Here is a 14,698-nt window from a genome sequence, read left to right as displayed (position 1 = left end):
CAATGAAAACTTCCAAGAATCGCATCGTCGTTGCTCTGATCGCAGCGGCAGCCATCGTCAACGACGCGCTCTTCCGTCACATGAAGCGCTCCGGCCTGGTCCTGTGCGCGGCCGACGACGACGCCCAGTCCATCAAGGTCCAGCTGCAGCGCATCGGCGACGAAGTCAAGGCCGCGGGCGAGAAGGCCCTCGGCGAAGCGAAGAGCGCCGGTCAGCTCTCCCGCGAGACGAAGGCCGAGGTCGACCAGCTGCTGGTGAAGCACGGCGAACTGCAGGCCAACCTGCAGCACGCCCAGCAGACGCTGGCGAAGATCGAGGCCAATGGCGCCGGCGGCGACGTGCAGCACCAGTCGCTCGGTCAGCAGTTCGTCAATACCGACGGCGTGAAGGCCTTGATGGGCCAGACCACCCCGCGCGGCCGCGTCGACATGCCGATCCATGCCGCCATCACCGGGCTCACCACCGATGCCGACGGCTCTGCCGGCGACCTGGTCGAGCGCACCCGCCTGCCGGGCGTGCTGGCGCTGCCGCAGCGCCGCATGACGGTGCGCGACCTGATCACCCCCGGCACCATGGACGGCAACGCCCTGGAATACGTGAAGGAAACCGGCTTCACTAACAACGCCGCCATGGTGGCCGAAGGCACGCAGAAGCCCGAGTCCAGCCTGAAGTACGACCTGATCAGCACCACCGCGAAGGTGATCGCCCACTACGTGAAGGCATCGCGGCAGATCCTGAGCGACGCTTCGCAGCTGGCCAGCATGATCGACGGCCGCCTGCGCTACGGCCTGGCCTTCAAGGAAGAGGGCCAGCTGCTTAACGGCGACGGTACCGGCCAGAACCTGCTGGGCATCATTCCGCAGGCCTCTGCTTTCGTCGCACCGTTCGACCCGGCCGGCACCGAGACCAACATCGACAGCATCCGCCTGGCGATGCTGCAGGCGTTCCTGGCCGAATACCCTGCGACCGGCATCGTGATGAACCCGACCGACTGGGCCCGCATCGAGATGCAGAAGGACGCGAACGGCCGCTACATCATCGGCAACCCGCAGGGCAGCATCGGCGCCACCCTCTGGAACCTGCCGGTCGTGGAAACCCAGGCCATCAGCACCGACAAGTTCCTGGTCGGCGCCTTCAAGCTGGGCGCGCAAGTGTTCGACCGCTGGCTGGCGCGGGTGGAAGTCTCGACCGAGGACGGCGACAACTTCACCAAGAACATGGTGACCATCCTCGCCGAGGAGCGCCTGGCTCTCGCGGTGTTCCGCCCCGAGGCCTTCATCTACGGCGACTTCGGCAACGTCGCCTGATCGCCGCCGACCTCCCCGCAACCCTAAAAGAGCCCGGCCCGCCGGGCTCATTGCATTCCAGGAGATATTCAATGCGGATCAAATTCCAGAAGCCGGACCCCCGTGCCGGCACCATCGCCCAGATGGACAGCAGCCGCGGCCGCCAGCTGGTCGAGCGCGGCAACGCTGTCGAGATCGGCCCCGACGACGCACCCGTCGCGCGGACCGCACGCACCGTTGGCAGCGACGAACTGCGCGCCGATGGCCCCACGGTGAAGGAGTTCGTCGCCGCTGGCTACCAGGCCGCGAACTATCCACCGGCCGGCTACGCGTCGAAGAGCACCCCCGAGGAGATCGCCGACGCGATCGGGGCCCAGGGTGCTCCAGCGGTGCCGCCGGCCAGTACCCTGACCGTCCCCGAGCTGAAAGCTGCGCTGGACGCGGCCGGCATCGCCTACAAGGCCAGCGCACCGAAGGCCGAACTGCTGGCTCTTCTGCCAACGCCATGACCCTGGTCCCGCTCGACAGGGCGCGCGCCCATCTGCGCGCGGATGGCGACTACCCGGCCGAGCAGATCCAGATTTACCTGGAGGCGGCCGAAGAGGATGTGCAGGCCTTCCTGAACCGGCGTGTTTATGCCGACAGTGACGCGCTGGATGAGGCCCTCGCCGGAATCCCTGCCTTCCTGGAGTCGGCCCGGGCTCGCTTCGCCGCGGCGGTCATCGCCGCCGATGCGATCGTGGATCCCGAGCTGCGCGGCCTCGCCGTGGATGCTGCTGCCGACCGGTACACGGCTGCGCGCTATAGCGCTGGCGAGGTGTATGCCGGAATGGTGATCAATAAGTCGATCACCGCGGCGGTGCTGCTGGTCATGGGCCACCTGTTCGCCAACCGGGAAGACACGGTAGCCGGGACGACCAACCTGCTGCCGGAGGGCTCCCGCTCCCTGCTGCAGCCGTGGCGCGTGGGTCTGGGGGTGTGACATGCGGCAGGCCGGCAAACGCGACCAGCGCGTGCAGATCGAAGCGCTACAGGTAGGCAAGGGCGAATCTGGCGGCATGCAGAAGACCTGGGTGTCCGTCGCCGAGGTGTGGGGCAGCGTCCGCCACCTGTCCGGGCACGAGAAACGCGCCACGGACGTGGGCGGCCTAGTGGCAGAGGCCCGCACCGAGATCGAAATCCTCTACCGGCCCGGAGTCACCGCCACCATGCGTGTCGTGCACCGGGGTACCCGATACAACATCGTGCACGTCAACAACCTGCAGGAGCGCAACCAGGCGCTGGTGCTGACGTGCGACAGCGGGGTGAACCATGGCTGAATCCAGCATCCTCGGCATCGGCGAGATGCGGCAAAACTTCGCCCAGCTCAACGCCGACAAGATGAAGTCCGTGGCCCAGGGCCTGGGCCTGCGCCGCACCGGCGCGCTGTTGAAGAACATCGTGATCAAGCGGGAGCCGGCCGCACCTGACGGCACGGTGCAATACAACCTGGGTGTGCGGCACGGCCGCAGCCTCACGAAGAAGCAGAAGGCCTCCAGCATGCTGGCGGTCAACAAACAGGGCAGGGTCGTGACGCGCTACGCGGACGATCCCTTCTACTGGTCGTTTCTGGAGTTCTCCACGAAGCGCCGGGCCGGCACGCCGTTCCTCGCGCGGGCCCTGGTCAACAAGCGCGACGCGGCCCTGCAGGCCATGGGCGACGCCCTGGCCAAGGAACTGCAGAAAGTGGGGCTCAAAAAATGAACGTGCATGCCCTCGTCTCTGCGGCGCTGGAGGCGGTGCTGCCCAACACCTGGGCCGTCGAGCTGCCGCCGGTGCCGACCTGGCCCGCCGTCGTCTTCGACATCGACTCGAAGCCCGAGGAGCTGTGGTGCGCCGGCGGCGGCTACGACCAGCACAGCGTGAATATCGTGGCCATGGCCGAGGACCTGGATGTCCTGATCGGCCTGATGCCGCAGCTGCTCGCCGCGATGGAAGCACTGCACCCGCAGTACCAGTTCGATGAAGACGCCGGCGATGCCGACTACGAGCCCGACCCGGCTGTCTTCGCCCGGTTCCTCACTGTCCGACTCCGCACCCCGCGGTACTGATCCCGCCTCAACCCCCTGAAAGGAGCCACCCCGTGGCACGAAACACCGAACCGCTGGTGGGCGCAGCCCTGCCCGAAACCCCGGCAGCACCGCTGCCCGTCACTCCTGTGCAGGTCGCCCCGTCGCTGCCTGCATCCCCCCTCGCTGTGGGGGCCGCCCCTGTGCCGGCCGACGGCAAGCCCACGAAGCCGGTTCCCGAGCCGATTCACCCGCCGGACGACTACACCGGCATCGGCGGCCGCTACATCCGCGACCCCGAAACCGGCGTGCGCACCCGCATCGCCGACCCCGCTGCCGATGAGGCAGCAGCACCCGCCACTCAGGAGTAATACCCATGGCAAAGTCGATGCGAAAAATGCTCCTGCTAGCCAAGCGGGAAGTGACACCGGGCGTGGACCCGATCCCCACGGCCGGTGCCAACTCGGTGATGGTCCGGGCGTTCACGCCCGAACTGATCACCGCCGAGTTCGTCCAGCGCAACCTGCTGCGCCCCTTCAAGGGCAACAGCGGCAGCATGGCGGTCGGCGTGCACCGCCGCTTCCAGTTCGAGATCGAGCTGGCCGGCTCGGGCGCACCCGGCACCGCCCCGGCCTGGGGCGACATCCTGGCCGCCTGCGGCTTCTCCGAGACCATCACCATTGGCACCAGCGTCCAGTACCTGCCCGTCAGCGAGGGCGAGCCGACCCTGACGATGTACGGCTACCTGGATGGCGTGCTGTTCAAGCTCACCAACGCCAAGGGCACCGTCAGCCTGCAGATGGATGCGAAGACCATCCCGGTGCTGAAGTTCGACTTCATCGGCGCGTACAGCGACGGCGCCGACGTGGTGCAGCCCGCGGCCAACACGGTCGACTACAGCAAGTTCAAGCAGCCGCAGACGGTCGGCAAGATCAACACCCCCACCTTCAGCATCTACGGGGTGCAGGCCTGCATGCAGGCCTTCGGCGTCGACGTGGCCAATCAGCTGGCCTGGCGCGAACTGGTGAACTGCGCCGGCCCGCGCAGCCCCGACCGCCAGCCCAAGGGCACCGCCATGATCGAGCTGACCTCGATGCAGCAGAAAAACTGGGGCGCCACGATCAAGGACAGCGCCGTCGGTGCCGCCCAGAGCATCCACGGCACCGTGGCCGGCAACATCATCCAGCTGGACTTGCCGAACATCCAGGTGACCAGCGCCGCGCTGCAGGACCAAGAGGGCATCGCGATGCTCAATCTGGGCTTCGACGTAAACCCGAACACGGGTGACGACGAGATGGTCCTGACGCTGAAGTAAGCCGAGGCCGGCGCCTGCCGGCCTGTCTCTCTCTCCCTCTCCTGTTCCCTCACCAGGCCCGCCGGCATGTCGCCCGCGGGCCTTCCTTCGTCCCCTTCCATTCCGAGATCCACATGGCCTTCAACCTCACCCCCACCGAAACCTTCAAGGAAACCGTCACCGTCAACGTCAAGCAGGCCAACGGCGGCTGGAAGCAAGACAGCTACATCGGCGAGTTCAAGCGCGCGAGCGAGGAGGAGCGCAAGGCCCTCGCCGCACTGTCCGATGTCGACCTGGTGCGCGACCGCCTGGTCGGCTGGTCGATGAAGGACGACAACAAGAACGACGTGCCCTTCACTCCCGAAAACCTCGACGCCCTCTGCAGCTTCACCGCCGCCGTACGCGAGACGGCCGTGACCTTCTGGCAGGCCAACCTGGGCGCCAAGCAAAAAAACTGATCGGGGCGGCTCGGCACTGGGCGGGTGTGCGGGACACGCCGCCGGCGCCGATGGCCGTGGATGCGTCGATCGTGGAAGGCATGCGGGCTTTCGGTGCGAGCGCCGAGGACATCGAGGCCGCCGAGGCCCAGATCCAGCCCGAGGACGACAGCCACGAGCACTTCGGCCTCTACGCCGAGAACGTCCAGACCTTCGAGCGCTTCCACGCGCTGCGCACTCAGTGGACCTATGCCGGTATGGCTGGGCAGCGGGTCGGCTTCGACTACGCCCGGGTCATCGCCTGGATGCAGTTCGCCGTCCCCAAGAAAGAGCGCCTGCAGCTCTTCGCCGACCTGCAGGTGATGGAGCCCCAGCGCCGGCTCGCCGGGCGATGTCGAGGTGCTGATCGCCGCCTCCCNATGCAGTTCGCCGTCCCCAAGAAAGAGCGCCTGCAGCTCTTCGCCGACCTGCAGGTGATGGAGTCCGCGGTGCTGACCGCCGACGCCGAGCTGATGAAAAACAAAAAGGAAACCTGACCCATGGCTGCACTCGGCTCCCTCGTCGTCCAGCTCGGGCTGAACTACGCCCAATTCACGGGCGGCGCCGATGCTGCGGAGCAGCGCGCCCTGCAGATGGCCAAGCGTGTCCAGGACTCGATGGACCGCGTCAAGGCCACGGCCGGTGCCGCGGTCGGCGCTTTCGTGGGCGCTGTCACCGCCGGCGCGATCATCCAGGGCTTCCGCCAGACCATCGATGAACTGGACCGCGTATCCGATGCGGCCGACAAGATCGGCGTCTCGGCGCAGAACCTGGCCGAGCTGGGCTACGCCGCCAAGATGAGCGGCACCGACGCCGAGTCCCTGGAATCGTCCATGGGCAAGCTCAGCGTCAAGGTGGCCGAGGCGGTCGGCGGTGGTAAGGAAGCCGTCAAGACCTTCGAGAGCATCGGCATCAAGCTGAAGGACGCCGAGGGCAAGGTGCGCTCCAGCGAAGAGGTGTTCGGCGATCTGGCCGACTTCTTCCAGGTGCTGCCGGACGGCGTCACCAAGACTGCGCTGGCCGTCGACATCTTCGGCAAGAGCGGCAAGGAAATGGTGCCGATGCTCAGCCGCGGCCGGGAAGGCATCACCGAGCTGCGCGAGGAGTTCGTGCGCCTGTCTGGTGGGAGTCAGGAGGCTGCGCGCGCACTCGCGGGCGAGCTGAACGACCAGCTCGACAAGCTGGCCGTCGTCTCGCAGGGCGCTTATGCCCAGGTGGCGACGCAGCTGCTGCCCACGATCAACGCGCTCACCTCGGAATTCATCGGCGCCGGCCGCGAGGCGGGTGCGCTCGGGGCTGGGTTCTCGGCCGCCAGTGCTGTCGGTGCCGACCTGGCCCAGTTCCTGGTGGAGGTGGCGGTGCTCGGGGCCAATGTCGCCTACGGCTTTGCGGCGATGCGGCGTGAGATCGGCGGCTTTGCCGCCGGTGCGGCGGCGCTGCTGTCGGGGGACCTCAAGGGCGCGCGGGCGATCGGCCAGGAGATCATCCGGGACGCCGAGGACGCCCACGCGGAGCTGGTAGCGCAGGAGGAGCGGCTGAAGGCCTCCCTCAAGAAGTCGAGCGCGACCGATCCGAAGCCCGCAGAAGACGACAGCGAAGCCAAGCGCATGGCGAACCGCGCCGCCGCGGCCGCCGCAGAAGAGAAGGCCCGCAAGGCCCTGGCCGCCACCGGCGCAGCCGCGTCCAAGACCGAGTCGGAATACGCCAAGCTCACCACCCGCATCGGCGAGCGCATCCAGCTGGCCGAGATCGAGCTGAAGGCCGGCCGCACCCTGACCGAACAGGAGAAGTTCGCCGCCAAGGTCGCCTCCGACATGGACGGCGCCAAGAAGTCGCTGACTGCCGCGGAGCGCGCCCACATCGCCGCGCTGCTCGCCCGGTCCGAGGCGGCCCAGCTCGCGCTCGACATCGACCGCAGCCTGATCAAGTCCGCCCAAGACCTGGCGACCGCACGGCAAACCCAGCGTGCAGCCGACGACCAGGCCGCGGCCGAGTTCATCCAGTCGCAGCAGGCGGCCGCCAGCGCCGCCCTTGCGGGCGTCGCCGACCGCACTCGTGCGATCGAGGACGAGATGCGCGCCGTGGCCCTGTCGGCCGATGGTCACATCACCCTGGCCTACGCCGTCGAGCAGGTGGCGATCGCGCGCCTCAAAGAAAAGCAAGCCGGGTTCTACGAGAACAGCGAAGGCTGGGAGAACCTGCAGCGCGAGATCGACCAGCGCACCAAGCTGCTGGCCCTGATGGGCAAGCGCGACGACCAGGCCAAGGTGGTCGAGCAGGCCAAGGAAGCGCAGGGGGAGTGGACCAAGTTCACCGACTCGGTGTACCAGGGCCTGACCGACAGCCTCTTCCGGGGCTTCGAGGCCGGCAAGGGCTTCTTCAGCTCCTTCTGGTCCGGCATCAAGAACACCTTCAAGACCAGCGTGCTGAAGCTGCTTGTGCAGGGTGTGATGACGGGCATCACCGGCTTGGCCGGCTCGGCCGCCAGCGCTGCAGGCCTGGTCGGCAACCAGGCGGGTGGTGCCGGGGGTGTGCTCAGCGGCGCGAATCTGGCGTCGAGCGCCTTCAGCCTGATCTCCGGCGCCGGCAGTGCGCTGGCGTCGGGCGTGTCGTCGGGCCTCACCGGCTTCTTCGCCGGCGAGGGCGGGGCGATCATCGCCAACGGCATCAGTAGCGCTGTCGGCGCCAGCACGGTCGGCGGCGCGTCCTTCAGCATCGGCAGCGTCATCGGCGCGGCGGCACCCTACGCCCTGGCCGCGGTGGTGGCCTTGAACGCCCTGGGTGTCTTCCGCTCGGAAAAGAAAACCGACGTCGGCTTCAAGGGCACGCTGGGCGCATCGTCCGACGTGTCCGGCTTCACCACCATTCGCAAGGGTGGCAGTCTGTTCTCGGGCCCCTCCTACCGCGACGAGCTGTCGGCTCTGCCGGCCGCCACAAAGCTGGCAATCGACCAGTCGGTCGGCTCGATGTTCTCCAGCGTCAAGGGCTTCTCGGACGTGCTGGGGCTCAACTCGAAGGCGATCGACGGCTTCACCAAGGACATCTTCATCAGCACCCAGGGGCTGACGGACGCGCAGATCCAGGAGAAGCTGGCCGCCACGTTCAAGAGCCTGGGCGACGACCTGGCCAATCTGGTGGCGGGCGGCATCCTGTCGGGTGCGAAGGCCGGCTCCGCTGCTGCGGCCGCCGCGATCCAGGAGGACGCGGCCGGCGCGCTGCCGGTGGCCTACGCCGGTGCCGCAGATCCTGCTGCTGGTGGTCAGACCGTCTCGGCCGCCTCGGCGCTGGACCCGTTCCGCCGGGCGGGCGAGTCGGCGATCGACACGCTGGGCCGGCTGGCCAACAGCCTTTCGGGCGCGAATGCCATCTTCGACTCGCTTGGCCAGACCGCTCTGAAGGCGTCCCTGGCCGGTGGTGCTGCGGCTTCGGCCCTGGTCGACCTGTTCGGCGGCATGGACAAGTTCGGCGCCGCCGCGGGCAGCTTCCTGCAGGACTTCTACACCCCGGCCGAGCGCGCCGCGATCACGACCCGGCAGTTGACCACCGAGTTCGACAAGCTCGGCGTCACGCTGCCGAAGTCGCGCGACGCCTACCGGGAGATGGTCGAGCTGTACCAGACGAAGCTCGACACGGAGGAGGGCCGCAAGATGTACGCGGCCNGTCCCTGGCTGGTGGTGCCGCAGCATCGGCCCTGGTCGACCTGTTCGGCGGCATAGACAAGTTCAGCGCCGCCGCGGGCAGCTTCCTGCAGGACTTCTACACCCCCGCCGAGCGCGCCGCGATCACGACCCGGCAGCTGACCACCGAGTTCGACAAGCTCGGCGTCACGCTGCCGAAGTCGCGCGACGCCTACCGGGAGATGGTCGAGCTGTACCAGACGAAGCTCGACACGGAGGAGGGCCGCAAGATGTACGCGGCGCTGCTGCAGCTGGGTCCTGTCTTCGCCTCGATCACCGAAGCGGCCGCAGATTCGTCCACCGCAGCCCAGACCGCGACCGCCGCTCGGCAGCAAGAAATCCAGATCATGGAGCTGCAGGGCGACGCCGCGGGCGCGCTGGCGGCCCGCCGAGAGGACGAGCTGGCGGCGATGGACCCGCTGCTGCGCGAGAAACAGCGGTACATCCACAGCCTGCAGGACGAAGCGACGGCTACGGCGGCGGCTACGGCCCGGGCGACGGCCTCGCGCGACCAGGACATCCAGATCCTAGAGCTGCAAGGCAATGCCGCCGGGGCGCTGGCCGCGCGGCGCGAGGATGAGCTTGCCGCGATGGACCCGCTGCTGCGCGAGAAACAGCGGTACATCTATAGCCTGCAGGACGAGGCGGCCGCGACGGCTGCTGCTGCGGCAGCGAAGGCCGAGGCCGACGCCCGCGCGAAAGAGATCGGCGACACCCAATTCGACTACGAGCAGCGCCTGCTGCGGGCCCAGGGGCGGGACCGGGAAGCCCTGGACCGTGACCGGGCCAAGGAATATGCCCGGCTGGTGGCGCTGAGCCCCGCGCTGGCCGTCCTGGCCAATAACCTGTGGCTGGCAGAGGACGCCGCCACCGCTGCAGCCGCCGCGGCCGAGGCGGAAGCCAAAGCCAAGGCCGACCGCGACAAGGCGATCGATGACGCGTATGCCGCCGTGCAGCGTGCCGTCGACGCCCGCAAGACAGTGCTGAGCGAGATGCAGTCGGTGCAGCAGGCAGCAGTGACCGGCCTCGGCGCGATCGCCAAGACCCTGAAGTCGAGCATCGGCTCGCTGCTGGGCGAGGTGACCAGCGTGACGGCCGTCACGGCGGCAAACGGCATGGCCTACATCCGCCGGGCTCTTGTCAGCGGTGTCAGCAGCGACGAGGAGCTGCAGGCAGCGATCGCCGGCGTGCGGGCCAACATGGGCGAGGACCGGTACGCGACCCGCGAGGAGTACGACCGCGACCGCCTGGTGCTGGCCGGCCAGCTGTCCGAGCTGGAGGAGGTCAACGGAGTCCAGCTCACCACCGCCGAGAAGCAGCTGAAGACCACGCAGGACGAGTTGAAGCGCCTGGACGACATGCTGCGCGAGTCGAAGATCCTGGTCGACACCATGAAGGGCGTCGACACCTCGGTGCTGAGCGTGGCCGAGGCGATCGACCGGCTGCATAAGGCGATGTTCCCGGCGAAGCCTGCGGGCACGGCGACCGGTGCCGGCAGCTCGGCCACGGGTGGTGCGGTGGTCGGTGCGGGCCCTGGCGGCGGCGCTGCCAACAGCGGCTCCTACCTGGGCCGCCAGGCCAATGGCTCCTACGTCTTCAGCGACGGCTACGTCTCCCGTGACATCACGGGGGCCGATGCCGCTCGGCTCGACGGCGCGGCCGGCATCGTGGCGCAGTTCTCCGGCACCGGCGACGTCAAGGGGTACTACGAGGCGATGCGGGACGCCGGCTTCTCGCTGCGCGACATCGCGGCGCGGGACGGCTACTACTACGGCGACGTGCTGGCAGCAGCCGCGGCCGCAGGCGTGCCGGCCTTCGAGGCGGGCGGCATGCACGCGGGCGGTCTGCGGATCGTCGGTGAGCGGGGCTGGGAGTTGGAGGCATCAGGCCAAAGCCGGATCTGGAACCAGCAGCAGCTGGCGGCAGCGTTCGGCGGCGGCGGCGCAGCGGCGAACGACCAGATTGTGGTCGAGCTGCGGGCGCTGGGTTTGAAGGTGGAAGCGCTCCAGCTAGCGGCCAAGGCCACGGCCGACAACACGCGTGAAACCGTGAAGTCGATCCGTAACGTTACAGCGGAAGACGGCAAGTCCGTATCGATGAAGGCAGCAGCATGATCGTTGTCACTCCCATTCCCATCACCGACGCGATCCTGACCAGCAGCAGCGTGCTGGAGCCTGATACCGGCGAGACGCTCTGGTCGTCCAGCTCGGCTTATGTGGTGGGCGACGTGCGGATCCGCACCACCACGCACCGGAAATACCAGTGCGTGAAGGCGGTTGCAGCCGGCACCAACACGCTGCCCGAGAACGATCCGACCAGCTGGCAGGACATCGGCGCGACCAACCGGCGCGCCATGTTCGAGCTGGAGCGCAACAACGCAACCACCTCGGCCGGGCCTCAGACCGTGGTGCTGACGCCTGGCCAGCGGGTGGGGGCGTTGTTCATCGGCGGCGGCCAAGCCACGCAGGTAACGGTGGTGGTCACCCTGGCCGGGCAGGAGCTATATCGGAGGTCGGTCAGCCGGGTAGCGCGGCGCACCACCAGTTGGAAGACCTACTTCTTCGGCAAGTTCATCGTGCTGCCGTCCCTACTGCTGACCGACCTGCCGCCGTCGACCGGCGCCGTGATCACCGTAACGATCGAGAACAGCTTCGGCTCTGCCGTGAAGTGCGCGGCGCTGGTCATCGGCAATGGCGAATTCATCGGCAACGTTCAGAAGAAGGCCAAGAGCGATGCCCTCAACTTCAGCAACACCACCCGGGACTTCGCCGGCAACGTGACCTTCGTGCCCCGCCGCACGGTGCCGCGGACCGAGCAGGTGCTGGAGCTGCCGAAGGGCCTGGTCAACACGGTTCGCGATTTGCGCACCGCCCTGAACGCGAAGGTCGCCGTCTGGAGCGGACTGGACAACTTCAGCGACGACGGCTACTTCGAATCGCTCCTGATCCTGGGCTTCTACCGGCAATTCTCGATCGACCTGGACCAGCCGAAGGACGCGCTGGCCACCCTTGAACTGGAGGAAATCTAATGGCCATCACCCCCGTGCCGGATCTACCCGTCCTCGGCTCCGCGCCGTCGACCACGGACATGGCCAACTTCGACACCCGGTCCGACGCCTTCCTGCCGCAGCTCAAGCCCTGGGGCGACGTGCTGAAGGCGATCGGCGACGCGACGAAGGCCAACGCCCTCTCCGCGAACGGCGATGCGGCCATTGCCCTGGCGGCACAGGCCGGCGCCCAGGCGGCAGCAGCCCAGGCGGCGGCGGGCTCCGGCTCCTCCAAGTGGGCGGCCGGCAACTACAACGATGGCGCCACCGTCTGGTCGCCGATCGACTACATGGGCTATCGCAAGCGGGGCACCGGGGCCAGCGCCACGGACCCCAGCGCGGACGCTGCAGGCTGGGCACCGCTCACACCGAAGGTCGCGCCCACGGCGGTAATGTCCGCAGGCTTCAACGCCGTGGCGGGCGGCTGGTATCCGGTCGACACCTCGGCCGGCGGCTTCACGATCCCGTTCCCGGCCACCGCGTCGAACGGCTCGCAGATCACCCTCTACGACGCGACCCGCACATGGCCCACGAATCCCGCGGTCGTCAATCCCCAGGGAAAGAAGGTCGGCGGGCTCGCGGAAAACTTCATCTGCAACACGAAGGGTCGCACGCTGACCTTCACCTTTGTCGCCGCGCTCGGCGACTGGAGCGTCCAATAATGGGTTCCTCAAACGACCTTCTCGGCGGTGCCGTCAAGCTGGTGCTGAAGACGCAGGTATTCACCGCATCGGGCACTTTCACGCCGCCCCAGGCCCTGCTTGACCTGGGCGGCACCGTCTATGTCACCGTCGTAGGTGCCGGTGGCGGTTCGGGCGGCAGCGGCGGCAGTGCCTGGTTGGCCGGCGGCGGCGGCGGCGGCGACGTGATCCTGCGTCGTGCCGTGGCGGTGGCCGCCGCAGTGGCGGTTTCCGTCGGACTCGGAGGTGCAGCAGGAGCAAATGCATCCGATGCCACAGCGCGCGGCGGTAATGGAGGGGCATCGTCGTTCGGGACGCTGACGGCAAACGGCGGCGGCGGCGGTGGTGGCGGAGCGGTCCAGCCACTTACGAACCACAGCGGAAATGTCGGCGGGGGCGGTAGCGCCAATCAAGGCGCCCCGTACCCGAGTCCGGCCGGGAAAAACGCCGGCGGCGGCGCCCACAGCGCTGGCGGCGGCGGCGGTGGAGGCGCCGGCGGACCGGCGGCCAGCGGAACCGCCAACGACAACCTGTTCAAGATGGGCCAGGGCGGCGCGCACGTCGAAGGCTACGGCGGCGGCGGCCAGGGCGGAAGTCAATACACCAACTCCACCCCTGGCGCCGCCAACACCGGACAGGGCGCAACAGCCGGAGTTGCGACCACCGCAGGAGCCGCGGGTGGCTCCGGCATCGTCATCGTTCAATGGTACGAAAAAGCATGAACTACGCTCTGATCCAAAACGGCATGGTCACCAATATCGTGGTGGTGGCCGACAACGACGACGGCGCAGCCTACCTGGCTGCGATCGCACCCGATCACGATCACCTCGAACCGCTGGACACGGCGCACGAGCAGGGCCTGGGCGTCGGCCCTGGCTGGGGCTGGCAAGACGGCGCATTCGTCGCGCCTGCCGCAGAAGCGCCGCCGCCGCCGGTTCCTCCCACGGTCTACACCAAGACCGACTTCCGCAAGCTGCTGACCGACGGCGAGAACATCCTGATCGACAACTTCAACTTCGCGGAGTTCGTGGCCGAGACGCCGGCGATCAAGAACCTCACGGTCGCGCAGCGCGCCGGCGTGCGCTCGGCGATCGCCCGCTACAAGGACGCGATCGACATCGACCGCACGGATCCGACAACGGTGGAGTTCATCGGCGCGCTCGGTGCGCTCGGGCTGCTCGACGGGCCGGGCCGGGCAGGCCAGATCCTGGCCGGCGAATCGGTTGACTAGTTATATGAATGGGAGATGCCTGGCTTTTGCCATCGTCTTATTCGCCCTGGATGCGCTGACGTCGGAAGCCGACCCAGGGGTTACCCTAGTGGGCGAAGGCCTACGCGTAACTGGGGTTAATGCGGGCGTGAACGGGTTCTTCTAAACGCGGCTGTTGTCAATAATGCTGCATGCCTCGCCGCCGACACCTTTGCCACCTCATCGAACGCTTATCTTCTGACGAGGGGAAGCGACAGCCGACTCCTGAAGAGTGGCTATGGGCGCAAGATCAATCCAATGGCGGAGGCGTCAAATTGGACGACGCCTCCGCCGTGATGGCGTGGTCAAGGTTCTTTCAGGCAACCCCCTTGGATCTCGCTGCCGCGGTCGAAGCAGTAGGCAACAAGCCAGCCGATGTTGCGGAATTCCTGAGAAAACTCAGGACGCATTAGTCTCTCCCGCTCCCTCAGAGGGCCGGCCGCCATCCCATGGCGCCGGCCCTTTTTGCATTTATCGCTCAACCCGCCCCGGCGGGTTTTTTTACGCCCATTCGGAGACCACCATGGCCACCATTCCCCGCGGCATCCGCAACCACAATCCCGGCAACATCGACCGGACCACCGAGCGCTGGCAGGGCATGGCCGCCGACCAATCCAGCGACCCGCGCTTCGTCGTCTTCACTGGCCCCTTGTGGGGCCTTCGTGCCCTGGCCAAGGTACTGCTGAGCTACCAGCGCAAATACAACCTGCGCACGCCGGCGGCCATCATCGGCCGGTGGGCACCGCCGGTCGAGAACGACACGGGCGCATACGCCCGCCAGGTCGCCAAGGCTCTCGGCGTGCAGCCCGACGACCGGATCGACTTGGAGGACCGGGCCACGCTCACCCGCATCCTGCCGGCCATCGTCGCCCACGAGAACGGCGAACAGCCGTACCCCGACCATTACTTCCGCCAGGCCGTTTCCCTGGCGCTGGAGTGAGC

15 protein-coding genes and 1 pseudogene are annotated in these 14,698 nt (G+C 67.7%); all 16 read left to right on the top strand.

Annotated features, from left to right (window positions below):
* Positions 1-2 precede the first annotated feature (2 nt).
* Positions 3-1,307: a phage major capsid protein gene (locus tag ASE76_RS01060; RefSeq protein ID WP_201781816.1), complete on the top strand. Its 1,305-nt coding sequence runs from the start codon at positions 3-5 to the stop codon at positions 1,305-1,307.
* Between the two features lie 71 nt (positions 1,308-1,378).
* Positions 1,379-1,795, top strand: a complete 417-nt coding sequence (locus ASE76_RS01055; RefSeq protein WP_055833422.1) for a HeH/LEM domain-containing protein — start codon at positions 1,379-1,381, stop codon at positions 1,793-1,795.
* A complete protein-coding gene (locus ASE76_RS21020; protein WP_055833418.1) occupies positions 1,792-2,268 on the top strand; it encodes a head-tail connector protein in 477 nt (158 codons plus the stop codon). The genes ASE76_RS01055 and ASE76_RS21020 overlap by 4 nt, the downstream gene beginning before the upstream one ends.
* A gap of 1 nt (position 2,269) precedes the next feature.
* A complete protein-coding gene (locus tag ASE76_RS01045; RefSeq protein WP_055833415.1) occupies positions 2,270-2,605 on the top strand; it encodes a phage head closure protein in 336 nt (111 codons plus the stop codon).
* Positions 2,598-3,029, top strand: a complete 432-nt coding sequence (locus tag ASE76_RS01040; RefSeq protein ID WP_055833412.1) for a hypothetical protein — start codon at positions 2,598-2,600, stop codon at positions 3,027-3,029. The genes ASE76_RS01045 and ASE76_RS01040 overlap by 8 nt, the downstream gene beginning before the upstream one ends.
* The gene (locus tag ASE76_RS01035) at positions 3,026-3,376 is read left to right on the top strand and encodes a hypothetical protein (protein WP_055833409.1); all 351 of its coding nucleotides are present in this window, start codon (positions 3,026-3,028) and stop codon (positions 3,374-3,376) included. The genes ASE76_RS01040 and ASE76_RS01035 overlap by 4 nt, the downstream gene beginning before the upstream one ends.
* A gap of 32 nt (positions 3,377-3,408) precedes the next feature.
* Positions 3,409-3,705, top strand: a complete 297-nt coding sequence (locus tag ASE76_RS20335) for a hypothetical protein (protein ID WP_156362480.1) — start codon at positions 3,409-3,411, stop codon at positions 3,703-3,705.
* A gap of 26 nt (positions 3,706-3,731) precedes the next feature.
* Positions 3,732-4,649 (top strand): hypothetical protein, encoded by a 918-nt coding sequence (locus ASE76_RS01030; RefSeq protein ID WP_168389201.1) that lies wholly within the window; start codon positions 3,732-3,734, stop codon positions 4,647-4,649.
* Positions 4,650-4,762: 113 nt separating this feature from the next.
* Entirely contained in the window at positions 4,763-5,086 is a 324-nt protein-coding gene (locus tag ASE76_RS01025) for a hypothetical protein (protein ID WP_055833404.1), read from the top strand.
* Between the two features lie 50 nt (positions 5,087-5,136).
* A pseudogene (locus ASE76_RS21420) lies at positions 5,137-5,483 on the top strand (DUF1799 domain-containing protein); the annotation flags it as partial.
* A 5,408-nt stretch (positions 5,484-10,891) separates the two neighbouring features.
* Positions 10,892-11,809: a hypothetical protein gene (locus ASE76_RS01005; protein WP_055833390.1), complete on the top strand. Its 918-nt coding sequence runs from the start codon at positions 10,892-10,894 to the stop codon at positions 11,807-11,809.
* On the top strand, positions 11,809-12,489 hold the full coding sequence (locus tag ASE76_RS01000; protein WP_055833387.1) for a hypothetical protein: 681 nt from the start codon (positions 11,809-11,811) through the stop codon (positions 12,487-12,489). The genes ASE76_RS01005 and ASE76_RS01000 overlap by 1 nt, the downstream gene beginning before the upstream one ends.
* Positions 12,489-13,229 (top strand): glycine-rich domain-containing protein, encoded by a 741-nt coding sequence (locus ASE76_RS21350; RefSeq protein WP_156362478.1) that lies wholly within the window; start codon positions 12,489-12,491, stop codon positions 13,227-13,229. The genes ASE76_RS01000 and ASE76_RS21350 overlap by 1 nt, the downstream gene beginning before the upstream one ends.
* Positions 13,226-13,738 (top strand): hypothetical protein, encoded by a 513-nt coding sequence (locus ASE76_RS00995; RefSeq protein WP_055833384.1) that lies wholly within the window; start codon positions 13,226-13,228, stop codon positions 13,736-13,738. Before ASE76_RS21350 ends, ASE76_RS00995 begins: the two co-directional genes overlap by 4 nt.
* Positions 13,739-13,908: 170 nt before the next feature.
* Positions 13,909-14,169: a DUF3606 domain-containing protein gene (locus ASE76_RS21415; protein ID WP_082447826.1), complete on the top strand. Its 261-nt coding sequence runs from the start codon at positions 13,909-13,911 to the stop codon at positions 14,167-14,169.
* Between the two features lie 110 nt (positions 14,170-14,279).
* Positions 14,280-14,696: a structural protein P5 gene (locus ASE76_RS00990; protein WP_055833381.1), complete on the top strand. Its 417-nt coding sequence runs from the start codon at positions 14,280-14,282 to the stop codon at positions 14,694-14,696.
* Positions 14,697-14,698: the final 2 nt, after the last annotated feature.

It is taken from the genome of Xylophilus sp. Leaf220 (genome assembly GCF_001421705.1).
GTDB lineage: Bacteria > Pseudomonadota > Gammaproteobacteria > Burkholderiales > Burkholderiaceae_C > Xylophilus.
Note: the sequence above shows the minus strand (reverse complement) of the source record. Positions and strands in the feature narration are given on the sequence as shown.

What these genes read in the sequence shown, in the direction of transcription:
- ASE76_RS01040 (WP_055833412.1), top strand. Translation starts at nt 2,598, where the DNA reads ATGGCTGAATCCAGCATCCTCGGCATCGGCGAGATGCGGCAAAACTTC.
- ASE76_RS21415 (WP_082447826.1), top strand. Translation starts at nt 13,909, where the DNA reads ATGCCTCGCCGCCGACACCTTTGCCACCTCATCGAACGCTTATCTTCT.
- ASE76_RS01025 (WP_055833404.1), top strand. Translation starts at nt 4,763, where the DNA reads ATGGCCTTCAACCTCACCCCCACCGAAACCTTCAAGGAAACCGTCACC.
- ASE76_RS21020 (WP_055833418.1), top strand. Translation starts at nt 1,792, where the DNA reads ATGACCCTGGTCCCGCTCGACAGGGCGCGCGCCCATCTGCGCGCGGAT.
- ASE76_RS01045 (WP_055833415.1), top strand. Translation starts at nt 2,270, where the DNA reads ATGCGGCAGGCCGGCAAACGCGACCAGCGCGTGCAGATCGAAGCGCTA.
- ASE76_RS01000 (WP_055833387.1), top strand. Translation starts at nt 11,809, where the DNA reads ATGGCCATCACCCCCGTGCCGGATCTACCCGTCCTCGGCTCCGCGCCG.
- ASE76_RS01035 (WP_055833409.1), top strand. Translation starts at nt 3,026, where the DNA reads ATGAACGTGCATGCCCTCGTCTCTGCGGCGCTGGAGGCGGTGCTGCCC.
- ASE76_RS00995 (WP_055833384.1), top strand. Translation starts at nt 13,226, where the DNA reads ATGAACTACGCTCTGATCCAAAACGGCATGGTCACCAATATCGTGGTG.
- ASE76_RS21350 (WP_156362478.1), top strand. Translation starts at nt 12,489, where the DNA reads ATGGGTTCCTCAAACGACCTTCTCGGCGGTGCCGTCAAGCTGGTGCTG.
- ASE76_RS01030 (WP_168389201.1), top strand. Translation starts at nt 3,732, where the DNA reads ATGCTCCTGCTAGCCAAGCGGGAAGTGACACCGGGCGTGGACCCGATC.
- ASE76_RS01060 (WP_201781816.1), top strand. Translation starts at nt 3, where the DNA reads ATGAAAACTTCCAAGAATCGCATCGTCGTTGCTCTGATCGCAGCGGCA.
- ASE76_RS00990 (WP_055833381.1), top strand. Translation starts at nt 14,280, where the DNA reads ATGGCCACCATTCCCCGCGGCATCCGCAACCACAATCCCGGCAACATC.
- ASE76_RS01055 (WP_055833422.1), top strand. Translation starts at nt 1,379, where the DNA reads ATGCGGATCAAATTCCAGAAGCCGGACCCCCGTGCCGGCACCATCGCC.
- ASE76_RS01005 (WP_055833390.1), top strand. Translation starts at nt 10,892, where the DNA reads ATGATCGTTGTCACTCCCATTCCCATCACCGACGCGATCCTGACCAGC.